The organism is Cognatishimia sp. WU-CL00825, from assembly GCF_040364665.1.
Lineage (GTDB): Bacteria > Pseudomonadota > Alphaproteobacteria > Rhodobacterales > Rhodobacteraceae > Cognatishimia.
On the sequence record NZ_BAABWX010000001.1, the window covers coordinates 1,033,100 to 1,051,061 of the forward strand.

Annotated in this window: 17 protein-coding genes and 1 tRNA gene; 5 read left to right on the top strand and 13 right to left on the bottom strand. The window is 51.9% G+C overall.

Annotation, left to right across the window (positions count from 1 at the left end):
• Window positions 1-31 precede the first annotated feature (31 nt).
• The 3 genes from surE (at window position 32) to ABXG94_RS05110 (ending at window position 2,790) form a co-directional block, all read left to right on the top strand.
• On the top strand, window positions 32-814 hold the full coding sequence (gene surE, locus ABXG94_RS05100) for a 5'/3'-nucleotidase SurE (protein ID WP_353532717.1): 783 nt from the start codon (window positions 32-34) through the stop codon (window positions 812-814).
• Window positions 811-1,458 (top strand): protein-L-isoaspartate(D-aspartate) O-methyltransferase, encoded by a 648-nt coding sequence (locus ABXG94_RS05105; protein WP_353532718.1) that lies wholly within the window; start codon window positions 811-813, stop codon window positions 1,456-1,458. The genes surE and ABXG94_RS05105 overlap by 4 nt, the downstream gene beginning before the upstream one ends.
• 126 nt (window positions 1,459-1,584) lie before the next feature.
• Complete coding sequence (locus ABXG94_RS05110) at window positions 1,585-2,790, top strand: peptidoglycan DD-metalloendopeptidase family protein (RefSeq protein WP_353532720.1); 1,206 nt, start codon at window positions 1,585-1,587, stop codon at window positions 2,788-2,790.
• A 52-nt stretch (window positions 2,791-2,842) separates the two neighbouring features.
• Here ABXG94_RS05110 and ABXG94_RS05115 read toward each other — a convergent pair whose 3' ends face one another.
• Genes ABXG94_RS05115 through ABXG94_RS05130 form a run of 4 tightly spaced genes read right to left on the bottom strand, consistent with a single transcriptional unit; the run spans window position 2,843 to window position 5,257 of the window.
• Complete coding sequence (locus ABXG94_RS05115) at window positions 2,843-3,685, bottom strand: ATP-binding protein (protein WP_353532721.1); 843 nt, start codon at window positions 3,683-3,685, stop codon at window positions 2,843-2,845.
• Entirely contained in the window at window positions 3,675-4,592 is a 918-nt protein-coding gene (gene tatC / locus ABXG94_RS05120) for a twin-arginine translocase subunit TatC (RefSeq protein WP_353532722.1), read from the bottom strand. The genes ABXG94_RS05115 and tatC overlap by 11 nt, the downstream gene beginning before the upstream one ends.
• Window positions 4,589-5,038: a Sec-independent protein translocase protein TatB gene (gene tatB, locus ABXG94_RS05125; protein ID WP_353532723.1), complete on the bottom strand. Its 450-nt coding sequence runs from the start codon at window positions 5,036-5,038 to the stop codon at window positions 4,589-4,591. The genes tatC and tatB overlap by 4 nt, the downstream gene beginning before the upstream one ends.
• Before the next feature lie 3 nt (window positions 5,039-5,041).
• On the bottom strand, window positions 5,042-5,257 hold the full coding sequence (locus tag ABXG94_RS05130; protein WP_353532724.1) for a twin-arginine translocase TatA/TatE family subunit: 216 nt from the start codon (window positions 5,255-5,257) through the stop codon (window positions 5,042-5,044).
• Between the two features lie 196 nt (window positions 5,258-5,453).
• Here ABXG94_RS05130 and ABXG94_RS05135 point away from each other — a divergent pair, with 196 nt between their 5' ends.
• Window positions 5,454-6,137: a helix-turn-helix transcriptional regulator gene (locus ABXG94_RS05135; RefSeq protein ID WP_353532725.1), complete on the top strand. Its 684-nt coding sequence runs from the start codon at window positions 5,454-5,456 to the stop codon at window positions 6,135-6,137.
• Here ABXG94_RS05135 and ABXG94_RS05140 read toward each other — a convergent pair.
• The 4 genes from ABXG94_RS05140 to ABXG94_RS05155 form a co-directional block, all read right to left on the bottom strand.
• Window positions 6,114-6,872, bottom strand: coding sequence for a squalene/phytoene synthase family protein (locus ABXG94_RS05140; protein ID WP_353532726.1), 759 nt, complete (start codon window positions 6,870-6,872; stop codon window positions 6,114-6,116). The genes ABXG94_RS05135 and ABXG94_RS05140 overlap by 24 nt on opposite strands.
• 16 nt (window positions 6,873-6,888) lie before the next feature.
• On the bottom strand, window positions 6,889-8,511 hold the full coding sequence (gene cimA, locus ABXG94_RS05145; protein ID WP_353532727.1) for a citramalate synthase: 1,623 nt from the start codon (window positions 8,509-8,511) through the stop codon (window positions 6,889-6,891).
• Window positions 8,508-9,887, bottom strand: coding sequence for a cysteine--tRNA ligase (gene cysS / locus ABXG94_RS05150; protein ID WP_353532728.1), 1,380 nt, complete (start codon window positions 9,885-9,887; stop codon window positions 8,508-8,510). The genes cimA and cysS overlap by 4 nt, the downstream gene beginning before the upstream one ends.
• A 222-nt stretch (window positions 9,888-10,109) precedes the next feature.
• Window positions 10,110-10,484, bottom strand: coding sequence for a VOC family protein (locus ABXG94_RS05155; RefSeq protein WP_353532729.1), 375 nt, complete (start codon window positions 10,482-10,484; stop codon window positions 10,110-10,112).
• Between the two features lie 96 nt (window positions 10,485-10,580).
• Between ABXG94_RS05155 and soxR the strand changes: the two genes are divergently transcribed.
• Window positions 10,581-11,039, top strand: a complete 459-nt coding sequence (gene soxR, locus ABXG94_RS05160; protein WP_353534007.1) for a redox-sensitive transcriptional activator SoxR — start codon at window positions 10,581-10,583, stop codon at window positions 11,037-11,039.
• Window positions 11,040-11,479: 440 nt separating this feature from the next.
• Here the strand turns inward: soxR and ABXG94_RS05165 are convergent, their stop codons facing one another.
• The 5 genes from ABXG94_RS05165 to pdxH all read right to left on the bottom strand — a co-directional run bounded on the left by ABXG94_RS05165 (window position 11,480) and on the right by pdxH (window position 17,871).
• Entirely contained in the window at window positions 11,480-15,121 is a 3,642-nt protein-coding gene (locus tag ABXG94_RS05165; protein ID WP_353532730.1) for a vitamin B12-dependent ribonucleotide reductase, read from the bottom strand.
• Window positions 15,122-15,746: 625 nt separating this feature from the next.
• A tRNA-Pro gene (locus tag ABXG94_RS05170) sits at window positions 15,747-15,823 on the bottom strand.
• A 293-nt stretch (window positions 15,824-16,116) separates the two neighbouring features.
• On the bottom strand, window positions 16,117-16,611 hold the full coding sequence (locus tag ABXG94_RS05175) for a DUF192 domain-containing protein (RefSeq protein WP_353532731.1): 495 nt from the start codon (window positions 16,609-16,611) through the stop codon (window positions 16,117-16,119).
• 3 nt (window positions 16,612-16,614) lie between these two features.
• Window positions 16,615-17,142: a cold-shock protein gene (locus tag ABXG94_RS05180; RefSeq protein ID WP_353532732.1), complete on the bottom strand. Its 528-nt coding sequence runs from the start codon at window positions 17,140-17,142 to the stop codon at window positions 16,615-16,617.
• A gap of 123 nt (window positions 17,143-17,265) precedes the next feature.
• Window positions 17,266-17,871 (bottom strand): pyridoxamine 5'-phosphate oxidase, encoded by a 606-nt coding sequence (pdxH, locus tag ABXG94_RS05185; protein ID WP_353532733.1) that lies wholly within the window; start codon window positions 17,869-17,871, stop codon window positions 17,266-17,268.
• Between the last annotated feature and the right edge of the window lie 91 nt (window positions 17,872-17,962).

Sequence of the window (17,962 nt, forward strand, 5' to 3'; positions counted from 1 at the left end):
AGAGAGTGAAACACTTTCAGGGATCAGGTATATGCGCATTCTTATCACCAATGATGACGGTATCAACGCGCCCGGGCTGGCAATTCTGGAAGCCATTGCCAAAACGGTTGCTGGCCCAGATGGCGAAGTTTGGACCGTTGCGCCAGCCTTTGAACAATCCGGCGTTGGCCATTGCATCAGCTATACCCATCCCACCATGATTGCTAAAATGGGCGAAAGACGGTTCGCAGCCGAAGGCAGTCCGGCTGATTGCGTGCTTGCAGGACTTTATGATGTGATGGCGGATGCCAAACCAAATTTAGTACTGTCTGGTGTGAACCGCGGCAACAATTCTGCTGAAAATACGCTTTATTCCGGCACGATTGGGGCCGCGATGGAAGCCGCGCTGCAATCTATTCCGGCCTTGGCCCTTTCGCAATACTATGGTCCCGACAACGCTGGTCTAGAAAATCCTTTCGAGGCCGCAGCGGCATTTGGCGCTGATGTCGTTCAAAAAATCATGGCCAGGCATCGTGACGACGGCGATGCATATAAACTGTTTTACAATGTGAACTTCCCACCTGTGCCCGCCGCTGCTGTTAAAGGTATTAAAGTGGTTGCTCAGGGGCGTCGTTCTAACACGAATTTTTCAGTTCAGGCGGACACCAGCCCGACTGGCAGAAGGTTTCTTTGGGTACGAGGCGGCGATCAACGCGCCGAGGCTGCAGAAAATACAGATGCAAATGTCAATTTGGATGGCTATATTTCGGTCACCCCAATGCGGGCGGATCTGACTGCGCATGATATGATCGCATCCTTGAAAGACCTGGAATGATAGAGCCAATTGCCCAACGTAAAATGCAATTTATGTTCGCTCTGCGCAGCAAAGGGGTCACTGACGCACGCGTTTTGACCGCGATGGAACGCATTGATCGTGGCAGCTTTGTCAAAGGGCTGTTTGCAGAACGAGCCTACGAAGACACCCCCCTACCGATTGCTTGTGGTCAAACGATCAGCCAGCCCTCTGTTGTTGGCCTAATGACTCAGGCCTTAAATGTTGAACCCAGAGACAAAGTCTTAGAGGTTGGAACCGGCTCAGGCTATCAGGCTGCGATCCTCAGCCAGCTTGCACGCCGGGTCTATACAGTTGATCGCCATCGCCGTCTTGTACAGGGTGCCAAGAAAATATTTGAAGATCTGGATTTGGCAAATGTCACTGCCTTTACATCTGATGGCAGCCACGGCTTGCCAGATCAGGCCCCATTTGATCGCATCATAGTTACTGCGGCCGCTGAAGACGCGCCGGGTCCATTGCTTGCCCAATTAAAGGTTGGCGGAATTATGGTTTTGCCTGTTGGCCAATCGGATACCGTGCAAAGCATGATACGCGTTGAACGGCATGCCGATGGATTTGAATATGAAGAGCTACGCCCGGTGCGATTTGTGCCACTGATCGAAGGTTTGGCGCGTGACAATTAGGCGTTTTCTCGCCTATATGACCAGGTATTTGGTGAAGGGTCAGCGCAATTGCCCGTTGTCCCTTAGCATGTAACCCGTAAAAGAAGCCTCAAGCATAACAAACCGGGGCTCCACGAGGATATCGAGATGACAGTTTCCCTGCGACCGCTAAGGACCATTGCCATGGTCGCCTCTGCCACAGCGCTTTTGGCGGCCTGTGAAGGCCCGTTTGATCTGGATCTGCGCGGCGGACTTGGTCAGCAATTAGACACTACAGCGGCTGCGACAACGCCGACCGCAGCGAGACCTACGCCAGATAACCGTGGCATCATTTCTTATCCGAATTATCAGGTGGCCGTAGCGCGCCGCGGTGACACTGTCGCTGATGTAGCAAATCGCATTGGCCTAGATGCAGAAGAAGTGGCCTCTTATAACGCAGTCAAACCTGACGACGCATTGCGTAATGGGGAAATTGTTGCGCTGCCGCATCGGGTCACAGAACCTTCAGCTGCCACGGGTGGCTCTGGCCAAATCATTTCACCATCTGATGTTGATATTTCTTCGCTGGCCGGCCGCGCCATCAACAGCGCAACGCCAACGGTTGAAACAGAAACGCTGGAAGACGCGCCCCAGCAAGACAACGACGATGCGCAGGTCGGGTTTGAACCTATTCGCCATACCGTAGAGCGGGGAGAAACTGCCTTTACTATCTCGCGGCTCTATAATGTGTCGGTGCGTTCGCTGGCGGAATGGAACGGCTTGGGCCAAAGTTTCACGATCCGTGAAAACCAGATCTTATTGATCCCGCCCCAGCAACCCTCCGCGCCGTCAACTAGCCCAAGACCGGTCGCACGCAGTGCAAAAGCAACACCTGCCCCTGGTCAAGGCTCTCCTACCCCCACACCGCCAAGTGCAGCAAAGCCCCTGCCAAAACCTGAGTCTGCAAAACCTGTAGAGAAACCAAAGTCTCCCGATCTTGGTAAGACACAGACCAAACCCGTTGCAAAAACGGCCATGACCTACCCCGTGGACGGCAAGATCGTGCGTGCCTATTCAAAGGGTAAAAACAACGGTATCGACATTTCAGCTTCTGCTGGAAGCACCGTAAAGGCAGCTACCGACGGCACAGTTGCAGCGATCACAACAGATGCGGATGATGTGAAAATCGTAGTTATTCGGCATGCCAACAATATCATGACCGTCTATTATAACGTTGAAAATATTAACGTTTCCAAAGGAAGCAAGGTCACTCGCGGCCAAAAGATTGCTGCGATTCCCCAAAAAGATAGCTATGTGCATTTTGAGGTGCGCAAAGGTTTTGATAGCGTCGACCCTACGCCCTATCTCAACTAGTTTCTGACCCAAACGCGCGCGCAACGCCGCGCGTTTGGGAACTTTTCAGTTTTTATGACAAGGTCGCACCTTGCCGCCCTGCAAGGTCGGTGAAGAATTGCCAAGCAACCCGACCAGACCGACCGCCGCGTGTGGCCTGCCATTCTATGGCCTCGGCGTGCAACGTGTCCGCGTCAACAGCCAACCCATAGGCTGTGCAATATCCATCAATCATCGATAGATACTCGTCTTGGCTGCAGGGGTGAAACCCAAGCCACAAGCCAAAACGATCAGATAGGGAAACCTTCTCTTCGACGGCCTCTGAAGGGTTGATCGCTGATGATCGTTCATTTTCAATCATGTCACGCGGCATCAGGTGGCGGCGATTGGATGTCGCATAAAATACCACATTATCCGGTCGCCCTTCGATTCCGCCATCCAAAACTGCCTTGAGGCTTTTGTAGTGTTGGTCATCATGCGAAAATGACAAATCATCGCAAAAGAGCAAAAACTGTTCTGAGCGATCGCGCAGCAAATTGAGCAAGCGCGAGACACTGGGCAGATCTTCGCGTTGCAGTTCTACGATCTTGAGCGCGTGCCCCTGCGCAAGTACCTCTGCGTGTACTGCTTTTACAAGTGAGGATTTGCCCATGCCGCGGGCCCCCCACAGCAACGCATTGTTTGCGGGCAAACCGCGGGCAAACTGCAGTGTGTTTTGCAACAATGTATCGCGCGACCGATCAACACCGATCAAAAGATCTATGGCAACACGGCTTACATTGGCTACGGGAACCAAACGATCCGGCTCGACATGCCAAACAAAAGCTTCTGCACTGTCAAAATTTGGTACGGGCTGCGGGGCCGGAGACATACGCTCTAGCGCCGCAGCAATACGCCTTAGGGACTTATTTCCCATGGTCTTGCATTTCCTCGTCAAAGGCTTCTTCGTCATCGTCGTAATAGCCTTCGGCCCGCAATTTGGCTTCACGCTTCACTTCAACCCGTCGCACAAGGAAAATGGAGATCTCATAAAGCCCATAAACAACCACAAACAGGATCAACTGGGTAATCACGTCAGGCGGGGTTACCAAAGCGGCCAATAGCAAGATGGCAACCACAGCATATTTGCGCACATTGGCCAGGCCATCGCCGCTCACAAGACCTGCTTTGCCCATCAGGGTCAGCAAGACTGGCAATTGAAAGCACAGTCCAAACGCAACTATCATTTTCAATGTGATATCAAGCGTTTCATTAACTTTGCCGTTAAAGACAATGTCGATGCCGCTATCGCGAACTGCAGTGGCTGGCAGCGCAACCCCGGGTTCGGCCAGATCACCATCGCCAACAAGCGCTGCCAAATAGGATGGCAGGTCCGCAAACCCAAGGAAAAACGCCATTGCCAATGGAACAACAACCAAATGCGCAAAGGTCGCGCCAATCAAAAACAACACTGGGGACCAGATCATAAATGGTAAGAATGCGTTCTTTTCGTTCTTGTAGAGGCCCGGCGCCACAAATCGCCAAAGCTGATATCCAATCACCGGGAATGACAGGGCCAAACCACCGACCATAGAAATCCGAATAAGCGTGAAAAAATATTCCTGCGGCGCGGTATATTGCATCACAGGATTGGGATTACCCAATTCGCGCATCGTGTTTTCAATTGGTATCAATAGAAAATCAAGGATTTGTCCGCCAAAGGCAAAACAGGCAATCATGCCGATCAAAAAGGCGATTACAGCGCGAATCAAGCGCGTACGCAATTCGGCAAGATGCTCTATCAGCGGCGCAGCGCTCTCTTCGATCTCTTCAGTATGACTCATTCTGTCTCTTTCGCTTCAGCGATGGCTTTTTCCGCATCAAGTCGTGCCTGGGCCTTCTGCGCCGTCGCTTCTTGGATCTTAGCGGCGGCAGCGGCACGGGCTTCTGATAACTTGTCTGCGGGTTTTTCGTCTGGCTTTTCGTCGCCATCCAAGTCCAAGGACGTCATCGATTTTGTGGCATCTTTGACAGAATCCATCGCTGCTTTGGCTGGGTTGCTGATCGAATTCAAACCATCTGTAGCGCTTTTAAAAGACGACGCGGCATCTTTGACGCCGGCTTCGTCCGCGGCTTGATTCATCGCATACGAAAACTCTCGCGCCATGCCCTTCGCCTTGCCGACAAAGCGGCCAACTTGCTGAAACAACACAGGCAAGTCTTTTGGCCCGACAACGATCAACGCCACAATGCCAATCACAAGAAGTTCGGTCCAACCCAGATCAAACATGGCTTACGCCTTGTCTTTTTCGTCGGCTGGGGTCACGTCTTTGGCTTCGTCGTTGATGCCTTCTTCAAGCTCTTTGGTGCTGTCGTTCACACCTTTTTTAAATGCCGTGATGCCTTTGCCCACTTCGCCCATCAACGAGCTGATTTTGCCGCGGCCAAACAGAACCAAAACCACAACAGCAATCAAAAGAAGGCCTGGAAGGCCGATATTGTTCAACATGATATTTCTCCCAATCTGGGCGCAGTCCAGCGCCCTCTATGTCTCGCCACAATAAATAGTCGTTTGATCACGTGGCGAAAAGCGCCAAACACCGTTCTGAGACAGAGAATGACTGCAATTGGCTTTGAATTATGACATTATTCTGTCAGTTGTCAGAAAAATGTCAGTAGCAATATCGCTCGCCAAGGGAATCACGATGAAACGCGCACAACGCCTTTATGCACTTGTACAAACGCTGAAAGACGGCAATCTACACCGCGCAGAGGACCTGGCAGAGGACCTTAATGTGTCGGTGCGCACGATTTACCGTGACATGGACACATTGGTTGTCAGTGGTGTTCCCGTTGAGGGTGAGCGTGGCCTTGGATACTCTGCGAGAGCGGCAATCACCCTGCCCCCTCTTAATCTGACAGTTAATGAGCTTGAAGCCCTGCACCTTGGTCTGGCGGCAATTGGCTATAGCATGGACGAGGAAATGAAAACCGCGGCTGAATCCTTGTCTGCAAAAATTGACGCTGTGCTGCCAGAAGACGAAACGGCAGCCCCAAAAAGTTTCGGGTTTGCCGTTTATCCGTTCGCAGATGCAGCTGAGGCATTTCAGCACCTGCCATCTTTAAGATCAGCGATCCGCGCACGGCAGCGCCTGAAACTGACATTCGCAGATCAGTCCGTTCAAGAGGTTCGGCCGCTTAAATTGGACTATTGGGGGCGGGTTTGGACGCTGGTGGCCTGGTGTGAAACCACGGACCAATTTGAAAGCCTCCGGGTTGATCAAATCAAAACGGTGTCGATCCTGCCCGGCCTATTTGTCGAGGAAGAGGGCAAAAGACTAAGTGACTACAGCTCCCTTGGCTCCTTACCACGTGCTGGTCGTCGTTAACCAAAACAGCTTTGATTTCTTCCAGAATTCGCTCGTGCCAAGAGCACCACTGGCAACCCGATCAGGAGATCTAACAACTTGTTTTAAAATTGTTTTTGCTTGCCACGCCATTCTTAGAACCGGCACGATGGCTGGGTCAACCACCCTAGGCGCATTCAATTTCTCAAGCCCGTGCTGCGCCAATCTCACTAAGGCCTCTGGGCGCCCATCAACCAGCGGAATGCGGCTTTGACCTTCTAGTTCCGGAATGGCCTGAAACCAACGCGCAAGACCATCGGCATAAGCCACGGCCCGCACCAGATTTTCAGGAAATTCACCCATAAGCCCACAAGCAACACACATCAGATTGCCTGCCGTCTGGTCGATATACCGCTGAAAATCAGCCTCATCCACAAACGGGTCTTTGTAGATGTCCCAGCGACGCGCCTCGATCATCTGATCCAACAGAGGCACCATCGATGCAGGCAACACACCCGCTAAAGGCGTTACAACTTCGTGACGTCGAATGTCTTGGCCTGTGGCAATCTGTTCAAGCGCGTCTCGCCACCACTGCAAACGCATTTCGGCAATCATTGTTTCCTGGGTGACCCACGGCGCTTTAGAAACCTCGATGTTAAAAGCAAACAGCGGAAACAGTTTTTCACGGGCCGCCAAAGGCGCTGACATGATTGCCAAAAACCTGTCTGCATCTGCCCGCTGCACAATTGAAGCGCAGGCCGCAATATCGTGGTTCATGCGTTAAGCCTTTGGATTAAATTGGTTTTGCACCATCGCGCAAGAGTTTCCATATGGTCGCATCAACCAGTGCTTCAAACGAAGCGTCAACGATATTGGCTGAAACACCAACAGTCGACCAACGGCGTCCCTGACTATCTTCGCTGTCAATGATAACCCGGGTCACGGCCTCTGTGCCACCCTGAGTGATCCGCACTTTGAAATCCACCAACCGCATATCATCAATAACATCCTGATACGGTCCAAGGTCTTTGGCCAAGGCTTTGGAAAGCGCGTTCACTGGCCCACGATCCGAACCGGTATTGTCCATTGACTCGCTGACAGACATTTTCTTATCGCCACCGACTTTGACAACAACCACGGCTTCGGACAGGCTAACCATCTTATTTCGTTTGTTTTTTCTCCGCTCAACTGTAACTTTGTAGCGTTTCACTTCGAAAAAGTTTGGCAGCAGACCCAATTCTTTGCGCGCCAAAAGTTCAAAGCTGGCCTGAGCGGTATCAAAAGAATACCCCTCGGCCTCTTTCTCTTTTATCCGCTCAAGGATCCGTGCCAATGCTGGATCGCCCTTCTCCACTGGAATCCGGGCTTCGGCCAATCGACGACGTAAATTAGATTGTCCGGCTTGGTTTGACATCGGAATGACACGTTCGTTGCCCACCGTGGCAGGATCAACGTGTTCGTAAGTTGTTGGATCTTTTAGAATGGCACTTGCGTGTAGACCTGCTTTATGGGCAAAGGCACTTGCCCCTACAAAGGCAGATTGCTTGGATGGTACGCGATTAAGAATGTCATCCAACATACGCGAAATTCGCGTAATATCCTTTAATCCCAAGGAACTAATACCGGTCTCAAATCGGCTCGTGTAGGGTTCTTTTAACAGTAGAATTGGGATCAGCGTTGTCAGGTTTGCATTGCCGCATCGCTCTCCCAACCCATTCAAAGTGCCTTGAATTTGCCGCGCGCCAGCGTTGATGGCCGCAAGTGAATTTGCGACCGCTTGTTCGGTGTCATTATGGGTGTGAATGCCTAGGTGGTCCCCGGGGATGCCTGCCTCAATCACTGCGCGGGTCGCAATTTGCACCTCGTCTGGCAGGGCCCCACCGTTGGTGTCACACAATACAATCCAGCGCGCTCCGGCCTTATAGGCAGCGGTAACAGCGCGAATGGCATAGCTGCGATTGGCCTTGAACCCATCAAAAAAATGCTCGGCGTCAAACAGGGCTTGCCGTTTTCTTGCCACAAGGTGAGCGATAGATTTCTCAATGTTTTCAATGTTTTCATCGAGTGATATGCCAAGCGCGGTCTTTACATGAAAGTCGTGCGTCTTGCCCACAAGACAAACCGCTGGCGTTCCGGCATTTAATACCGCAGACAATACACTGTCATTTTCTGCGGACATGCCCGCGCGTTTCGTCATGCCAAAGGCAGTCAAAATAGCCTTTGTTTCAATGGCTTTCTCAAAGAATTCGCTGTCAGTTGGATTGGCACCTGGCCAGCCACCTTCGATGTAGTCAACGCCCAAATTGTCTAAGGCCTGGGCTATCTGCAGCTTTTCCGCTGTCGCAAATTGTACACCTTGTGTTTGTTGACCATCACGCAATGTGGTGTCGTATATATAGAGGCGTTCTTTGGTCATTTGAGCGCCTCCAATTTGGTCATGTCAAACCCTGCAGCAGGCAATAGTTCGACGCCATCTTTGCTCATACGCACTTCTACACCGGCTTGCATAAAGGTTTTCTTAAGATCATCTACGCCAGAGAAGTCTTTGGTTTCCATCGCTTTTTCACGTGCAGCCGCAAGCATATTTTCAAAATATGACAAATCCACCGACGGTTTCGCAGCCCAGTCTGGCAGGCGATCACCAAGTAGCCCAAGAAACCGCATCGCACCAGAAAGCGCTGCGGAATCACCTTTTGAAGCATAAGAATGCAACTCTGTTAAAGCCTTTGCCGTGTTAAGATCATCAGCCAGGGCATCGATCATCGCTTGCGGCACGGTTTCGTCCTCCGCGTTATCTACCATCCTATACCACTTGAGCAACGTCGCCTTGGCTTCACCAGCCTTCTTCTCTGTCCAGTCCATTGGCTTGCCATAATGGGTAGACAAAAACACAAAACGGATCACTTCGCCCGGAACACCTTTGTCCAGCAAGTCCCTGACAGTAAAGAAGTTTCCAAGAGACTTGGACATCTTCTTGCCCTCGACCTGCAGCATTTCATTGTGCATCCAAACCTTGGCAAACGTGCCATCTGGATGGGCGCAGCAGCTTTGTGCAATCTCGTTTTCATGGTGCGGGAACATCAGATCATTGCCCCCCCCGTGTATATCAAAGCTTTGCCCCAAAAGGTCATGGGCCATGGCAGAACACTCTATGTGCCAACCAGGACGACCACGGCCCCAAGGGCTTTCCCAACCGGGCAGATCATCAGACGATGGTTTCCACAGCACAAAATCCATTGGGTTGCGCTTATAGGGGGCCACTTCGACGCGGGCACCAGCGATCATGTCGTCAACGGAACGCCCTGATAAGGCACCATATTCTTTGTAACTTTCGACCGAAAACAACACATGACCTTCGGCGGCGTAGGCGTGGCCTTTGTTTATCAGATCCCCGATCATCGCCACCATTTGTGAAATATATTGAGTTGCGCGGGGCATGAGGTCTGGGTCTTTGGCACCTAGGGCTGCCATGTCCTGCAGGAACCAAGTGATTGTTTCTTCGGTGATTTCCGAGATATCGCGGCCGCTCTCTGCAGCGCGAGTGTTGATTTTGTCGTCAACATCCGTGAAGTTCCGCGCATAGGTCACATGGGTCTCGCCGTAAACGTGACGCAACAAACGATTCAGAATATCAAACACCACAACCGGACGCGCATTCCCCAAATGCGCCCGATCATAAACCGTCGGGCCACAGACATACATGCGCACATTCTGCGCATCAATTGGCGTAAACACCTGTTTTGAACGGGTTTTTGTATTGTGTAGCTTGATCACGGTCTGGCTCGAAGTCATGGCTCGTCCTTGCACGGCAGTTCCCCAGCGGACTTATCAACTTCACAAGATTTTTGGAATAGAAGAACGGCCCGCGCGAATATTTCAGCAGGTAATGCAGCAAATAATGATGTTTTTTGCCTTGTTCATGAGGGCGACTTTAGTAAGTCGCCCCCTGTGGGTCAAGTTCGGAAAATCAACCCATTTTGCGGAGAGAGACCGGGGTTCCGCAAATTCAAAAGGTTAACTATAGCTGACAACTTCGAATTCGATGCCCTCGGGCCCATCAAAGTAAAACCGTTGGCCCGGTTCATAATCGGCGTGGTTATGCGGTTTAAAGCCAGCATTGATCACCCGATTTTCCACCGCAGCAAGATCCTCCACCACAACGCCAATATGATTTAAGCCTGACAAAGTTGAATAGGTATTTTCTTTATTATTCAATTCCTTATTGGGCGAATATAATGCCAAATATGTCTCGGCCTCGCCGATATGAACAGTATAGCCATTGTCTTTGGCGGTGCCTTCCCAACGGATCTGCCAATCAAACAAATCCTGTAACAATGCGGCGGTGCCTTTGGGATCGGCGACAGTGACATTTAAATGTTCTAGACGCATTTCAAACTCCATTTCTTGTTGAAAACGTGATGAAATATTTCTAATCTCTCAAGTATACTTGAACTCAATAGGAAAATATCATTGGTTGTCAGACAGATAACAAATAAGGGCCTGAGCATTGGTCAGATATCTGACCGAACGGGCCTCGCGCCCTCGGCCATCCGATTCTATGAGGAAGAAAGGTTGGTCACCCCGTTTCGCAATGCGGGCGGCCAACGTCGATATGAACGCGCTGATATTCGCAGGTTGTCGTTTGTGATGATTGCCCAGGGCATGGGGTTTTCAATCGCTGAAATTCGCCAAACCCTTGAAACCTTGCCAGAAAATCGCACACCTACCAAGGCGGATTGGGAACGGATTTCAAAGGTGTTTCGCACAGATCTTGACCGTCGGCTGGCACAAATGCAGGCACTGCGCGACAAGTTAGATGGCTGTATTGGCTGTGGCTGCCTGTCGCTAAAAGCCTGTAAACTGTACAATCCACAGGACAGAATGCGTAAAAACGGCCGTGGCCCGCGCTATATATATGGTGATGTTTTGGACGCCCATTCTTAGGCCACCGTGCGCTGCCTACATTTCTGATTATTTGTACAATTTGTACGTTTCACGGCCTGAAACGTACGATTCGCGCGTTAAAAGATGTTTCGCGCGAAACAAGCGCGCGTATGTGAATGCGGCGCGGCAATCGCCAATCAATCGGCATTTTGTAACGGCCCAGCACCTTAATCTAAACTTCACCCTTTATTGGCATTCTCATTTCAGTCAATCAACAGAAAGAAAGGCGCAAATGCGACACGCAAGACCCAAATGAAAATTGGGGGGCAATGCCCCCCAGTTTCGCCACTCAAACTCAGTTATATTACTGCTCGTGTTTTTTTGCCTGCGGTCTGAGTGTCGTATCAGGATGGGCGCACCCACCCTAGAAGTCGATATTCGTGGCGGGGCTTATCCCCCCCGCCGAGGGATGGTGGCCAAAATAGACCACCGGAGGTTGGTTAGCTGCAGCCAGAAGTACCGCCGCAGGTGTTGCATTTCATGCAGGTGCCGTTGCGCACCAAAGTGTAATTGCCGCAATCGCCGCATGGATCGCCCTCATAGCCTTGCATCTTGGCTTTGGTGCGTTGGTCCAAGCTGGTGGCGCTGGTCAGGGTTGTCGTGGTCGCAACCGTGGTCAGACCGGCATCCACAACCTCTGGTACCAAAGATTGCAAAGCCGCCTCTGGATCGGCACCACCGTTCAGCACAAGCAACTCTTGTGGCATGCGCTTGCGCAGATACCCAGTAGAGGAAATCTGCTTGAGCACCTCGAGGGATTTATTGGCAGCGTTTTCGCTTAGTTCTTTGACGTTGGAGACGCCTTCTTCTTCGCCGCGACCCAGATCATCAAAGGCAGCGCCCTCTGGCTTGACATGCGCCAAATCTGTTCGATCTAGATAAGAAACAGCCAGTTCTCGGAAGATATAATCCAGGATACTGGTTGCATTTTTGATAGAGTCATTTCCCTGCACCATGCCCGCAGGCTCGAATTTAGTGAAGGTAAAGGCGTCGACAAACTCTTCCAGTGGCACGCCATATTGCAACCCGACAGAGACCGCGATTGCGAAGTTGTTCATCATCGCGCGGAAGCCTGCGCCCTCTTTATGCATGTCGATAAAGATTTCGCCAAGATTACCGTCGGCATATTCACCGGTGCGCAAATAGACCTTGTGGCCCCCGACCACCGCTTTTTGGGTATAGCCCTTGCGGCGCTCTGGCATTTTCTCGCGGTGCGATTTGACCAGCTCTTTGACGATGACTTTTTCGATGATCTTTTCGGCGATCACCTGTGCTTTGGCTTGCGGTGTGCCGGTTTCAAGGATCTCTTCGGCTTCTTCGTCGTCTTCGATCAGCGCCGCCGCCAATGGTTGGCTGAGTTTGGAACCATCGCGATAAAGCGCGTTGGCTTTCACACCCAAGGACCAAGAGCGCTCATAGGCCTCTTGGCATTCCTGAATGGTGGCGTCGTTTGGCATGTTGATGGTTTTGGAAATCGCACCGGAAATAAACGACTGCGCGGCGGCCATCATGGTGATGTGGCTGTCAACAGACAGATAGCGTTTGCCCTTTTTGCCACAGGGGTTGGCGCAGTCAAAGATCGACAGATGTTCGTCCTTAAGATGCGGCGCGCCTTCCAGCGTCATGGTGCCGCAAACATGGTCATTTGCAGCGTCGATGTCGGCTTTGGTGAAGCCGAGGTGTGACAGCAGGTTAAACTCTGGATCGTTGAGTTTTGCTGCAGGGATGCCAAGCGGGCCAGTGCAGAATTCTTCGCCCAGGGTCCATTGGTTAAAGACAAAGCGAATGTCAAAGGCGGTCGCAAGCGAGGCTTCGATCTTGTCGAGTTCGGTTTGGGTAAAGCCGTGCTGGACCAAAGTGGTTGGGTTGATGGCAGGCGCGTTGCCCAGGGTGCCGTGTCCAACCGCATAGGCGATGATCTCTTCGATTTGGGCAGAGGCATAGCCTTGTTTTTCCAACGCGGCTGGCACCGACCGGTTGATGATTTTGAAATAGCCGCCGCCAGCAAGTTTTTTGAATTTCACCAAAGCAAAATCAGGTTCGATGCCGGTGGTGTCGCAATCCATCACCAGTCCGATGGTGCCGGTTGGGGCAATCACCGAAACCTGCGCGTTGCGATAGCCGTGTTTTTCACCGAGTTCTAAAGCTTCGTCCCATGCGGCCATGGCGAGTTTGCCAAGGGTCTGATCCGGCACATTGGCCAGATCAAGCGGCACGGGTTTGACGTCGAGCTTTTCATAGCCTTCTGTGGCGCCATAGGCCGCATTGCGGTGATTGCGGATGACGCGCAGCATGTGGTCTGCGTTTTTAGCGTGGCCCGGAAAGGCCCCCAATTCACCCGCCATTTCCGCGGATGTGGCATAGGACACGCCGGTTAGGATCGCTGTGAGGGCTGCGCCAAGCGCCCTGCCCTCGTCTGAATCATAGCTAAAGCCCATGTTCATCAACAGGCCGCCGATATTGGCATAGCCCAGACCCAAGGTGCGGAAGTCGTAGGAACGTTGGGCGATTTCCTTGGACGGGAATTGCGCCATCATCACTGAGATTTCCAAGGTGACCGTCCAAAGCCGCGTGGCATGGATGTAGTCGTCGGCTTGGAATGTGCCATCCTTGAGGAAGGTCAGCAGGTTCATGGAGGCCAGGTTACAGGCCGTGTCATCCAGGAACATATATTCAGAACACGGGTTAGAGCCGCGAATTTCGCCGTCTTCTGGGCAGGTGTGCCATGCATTCACCGTGTCGTGGAATTGAATGCCGGGATCGGCGCAGGCCCATGCTGCGTGGCCCACTTGTTCCCACAGATCGCGGGCCTTGATGGTCTTGGCGACCTTGCCGTCGGTGCGGCGGATCAATTCCCAATCTTTGTCTTCGCGCACGGCTTTAAGAAAGCTGTCGGTGACACGAATTGAATTGTTGGAATTTTGACCCGACACCGAGGCATAGGCTTCGCTGTCCCAGTCTGTGTTATAGGTGGGGAACTCGATGCTGGTGTATCCCTGTTTGGCATAGTCCAGCACGCGTTTGACGTATGTTTCTGGGATTGCAGTCTTTTTTGCACCACGAATGGCGGTTTTCAACTGGTCATTTTTCTTTGGATCAACCGCGTCTTCGGTTGAGCCATCCCAGCCACGAATGGCGCTGAAAATGTCATTCAGCTTGGCTTCGTGCATCTTAGAGCCGGCGACAATAGACGCCACTTTCTGCTCTTCCTTCACTTTCCAATTGATGAATTCTTCGATGTCCGGGTGGTCGGCATCACAGATCACCATCTTGGCTGCTCGACGGGTGGTGCCGCCTGATTTGATCGCGCCTGCGGCCCGATCCCCGATCTTGAGAAAGCCCATAAGGCCAGAGGATTTCCCGCCTCCGGCGAGGCTTTCGCCATCCGCGCGCAGGCTGGAAAAATTGGTGCCCGTACCAGAGCCATATTTGAACAGGCGCGCCTCACGCACCCATAGATCCATGATACCGCCATCATTCACCAGATCGTCGGAAACCGATTGGATAAAGCAGGCATGCGGTTGAGGGTGTTCATAAGAAGATTTGGACTTGGTTAATTTGCCGGTCTTATAGTCGACATAGTGGTGGCCCTGCGCCGGGCCATCGATGCCATAGGCCCAATGCAACCCGGTGTTGAACCACTGCGGAGAATTCGGTGCGGCGCGTTGAGTCGCCAACATGTGGCGCATTTCATCATAATAGGCCTGAGCGTCAGATTCGGTGCTGAAATAGCCGCCTTTCCAACCCCAATAGGTCCATGCGCCCGCAAGACGGTCAAACACCTGTTTGGCGCTGGTCTCGCCGCCCATCTCCGCGCCTTCGGCTGGCACAGAGCGCCAAAGAAAGGCAGGTACGTCTTTTTCTTTGACCGGCTTTAGTTTGCTGGGCACGCCAGCTTTGCGGAAATATTTCTGCGCAATGACGTCCGATGCAACCTGGCTCCAACTGGAGGGCACCTCGACGTTGTCAAGTTTGAACACAATCGACCCGTCAGGATTGCGGATTTCTGATGTTGTGCTTACAAAGTTCAGCCCTGCGTAAGCGCCCTGCTCGGCTGACGTAAATTTTCTTTCGATCTTCATTTTTGCCCCAGAAGTCTAAGAGTACCGTTCATACAATTCGTGCAAATTCAGTTGTCTGAACATCGCACCGCAACAGGCAAAACTATCTTGATCGCTGACATGACTGTCATCGCGCGCCCCAGATCTCTCTGGACCAATTATTCTGTATTTAGCCCCTTAGCGGCCACCATCACACTATATATAGTGGAGATTGAACCTGCAGGGGTAATTTGGCGTATTGCGTGGCCAATGGTCAACGATTTTATTTTGATTTTCGGCGGGATTTTTTGTTGACGAAAACTTTATCAACTTTGTTTTTTCCACAGTCTCTGATTCCTGTTTGCCGCGAAAAATATGTCATCCACAGGCCCTGCATTTACCGCACCTAAGAAGTCCTTGCAAAACCACACATTTTTTTTGAACATCTGGATAAGTTTGCCATTTATCCACAAGATATAGTCGTTAACCAATCATTAACACTATATATATGGTGACTTGTTGACCGATCCAAAAAAAAATCCAGCCAATCAAAAGATAGGCACAATTTGTAATGTTGCCTAAAAATTGAGACCAAAGTGACACTAAATCGATGCCCCCTCGCGCCTGCGAGGGTCTGGATTTCGTCTTTATTTCTTCTGAGAGAAAATGGTCGGGGCGGCGAGATTCGAACTCACGACCCCCTGTACCCAAAACAGGTGCGCTACCAGACTGCGCTACGCCCCGGACCGTGCAGCAGGGTTTAACTATACTGCCCGGGAATGAAAAGAGGAAATTCACACAAATCGAAAGTTTTTTTTATTTAGTTATTTCAGGGCGTTGCCAGGGAAGGATCGCCAAGTTGGCGCGCATCTGGGCCAACGAGCTGGAAAAGCGAGACAGGGTTTTCATGCGCAAGTTCAAAGCGCGCGTTGAAATCGCTATTCTTGGCGCGGATTGGTACCACGCCAAACGCACTGCCGGGCGTGAGTTTGCCAAATTGTGGGAAAGAGGCTTGGTCAAGCCCGCCAAAATGCTCCTTAAAGGGGATCGCGACAGGACCAGGCGGCTTTATGTTGCAACACGGCGGGGTGGCGCAGCTGGGTGCCTGGCGCGATGCCTAGAGCTTTGGACAGGCCCGCGTTGATTTCCAGAACATAGCGCGCGGGACCAGCGCTGGGGAGCGGGGTTTCATCCAAGGGAACGGTATTATGCGCGATATTCACCACTGTACCGCTTTCATTCAGATAGATGATATCCAAGGGCACAAATGTATTGCGCATCCAAAACGCCAAATTGCGACTGCGGTGGAAGACAAATAACATGCCGCTGGCTTTGGGTAATGTTTGACGCCCCATCAATCCCTGAGTGCGTTGCGCGGCGTTATTGGCGACTTCGACCGAGAAACGGGCTTTGCCCCAATCCCCGCGCAAATGCACCGTGTCATTGCGGCATTGCGCGAAGGCGGTGACTGCCAAGCTGCTCAAGATTGCTGCAAGCCCGAAGGCTCTTAGCCGACGCAATCTTTGGAACATAGGCTAGTCATCCTTTGTGGTGGCGGTCTCCCATGCGCAAACTTGGGTGGCCATCTTTCCGCGTTTTCCATCTATGACACGGATAGCAAGCGCCTCGCCGGGCTGCAACTCTGCCAAACCACAGCGGCGCAACACCTCGACGTGAATGAACACATCTTCGGACTGGCCAAACACATTGGCGAACCCAAAGCCTTTGCCCTTATCAAACCATTTCACCCGCGCTGCTTGGAGCGGAAGCGCTGCAAGTTCTTCGGCAGTCAGGTCCTGAAAATCATCAAGTGTGTTTGGGTCAACTGACAAGGGTGGCGCAACTGCGATCACCTCTACCGCTTGAACCCCACGATCTGTTTCCTGAACAACCAATTCGATTGCGGCCCCATCCGCAACAGAACTTTGACCGAAATTTCGAAGCACATTGGCGTGCAAAAGTATGTCTGGCCCACCAGTATGGGACACAACAAAGCCGAACCCTTTGACGGGGTCGAACCACTTCACCTGCCCGTTGATCTTTGGGGCAGAAATATTTTCCATCTTTATGCCTTACCTAACGTCACCCCATCCCCGAGGTACCACTATATTTGCGGCAAAAGTTGCTTTTCATCAAGTGCAAAATCTTAAGCCTTTCATAGACTTGCCTTTTCAGAGGTGCCAAGATCAAGGGTTCAAACGTATAGTTTGCCAACCTTCTGTTGGATTTGCGCGCCGCCAAACGAAGCGGTCGTGCAGCCGATACGCACCGTCCGCCCAGAATTCAATCTCGGTAGGAATTAGCCGGTAGCCACCCCAAAAAGGCGGCCGGTTTGGGGCTGTGCCATGGGCTGCGGTCACTTTGGCCACTTTGGCCACCAAAGCAGCGCGTGAGCCCAAGGGCTGTGACTGGTCGCTGGCCCAGGCCCCCAAACGGCTTTTGAGGGACCGGGATTTATAATAGGCATCTGCCTGCGGGCCGTCTTCGCGAACAACCGTGCCACGCACACGAACTTGGCGACGTAAACTCTTCCAGTGCATCACAAAAGCGGCCTTGCCCCCCTGCTCTATTTCCTGTGATTTGGCAGAGTTGTAATTGGTATAGAACACAAAAGCCGACTCTTCGATTTCCTTGAGCAAAACCATGCGGGCATTTGGCATGCCATCTGCATCTGCTGTGGCCAAGGCAATTGCATTGGGGTCATTTGGTTCTGTTTTTTCGGCCTCTACCAACCAAGCCCTTGCAATGTCGAAAGGATTGTCGCCTGCAAAAATTCCGGTTCTGTCCGACATTTCATCTCTCCGATGTCACATTGTTATGATGCGCAACACGCGCTGACCTTGAAGCAGAACGGCTGATCGCCTAAAGGTGCCTTAACGGGAA